The sequence below is a fragment of the Streptomyces hilarionis genome, assembly GCF_024539675.1.
In the GTDB taxonomy this organism is placed as follows: domain Bacteria; phylum Actinomycetota; class Actinomycetes; order Streptomycetales; family Streptomycetaceae; genus Streptomyces; species Streptomyces hilarionis.
This window is the reverse complement of sequence record NZ_JAHHIT010000633.1, coordinates 1-301: the sequence shown is the minus strand read 5'-3', so window position 1 is coordinate 301 and position 301 is coordinate 1. Positions and strand designations below refer to the sequence as shown.

Sequence of the window (301 nt, the reverse complement as noted above, 5' to 3'; positions counted from 1 at the left end):
ATATTAATCTGGCTTTTTGTCGATGGCTTTGATCGTGTTAATTGTTTTTTACTGTCTCTTAGTTGTCGACTTGCTGCTAATGCCCTTAGGTTCTTTCTGTTTTTCTTGAGCAATTTTCTGCTTACTTTTCTCCGATACATCAGGACCCCATAGACGAGCTTGCTCGGCTCGGAAGTTATCTTTGAAATTTTTGGTTCGCTCGAAACCGTCTTCAGCAAAAGCGGAACTCATAAATCCAGTCAGTACGATACCAATAGAGAGGAGTTTTATGAATTTCATTGTGCCCTCGATGTTTACTAGG

The 301-nt window shown here is 40.2% G+C and carries 1 protein-coding gene; it reads right to left on the bottom strand.

Annotated elements, in window-relative coordinates:
- Positions 1–48: 48 nt before the first annotated feature.
- A partial coding sequence (locus tag KMS84_RS44385) for a hypothetical protein (protein WP_256921534.1) occupies positions 49–301 on the bottom strand: 253 nt, incomplete at its 5' end.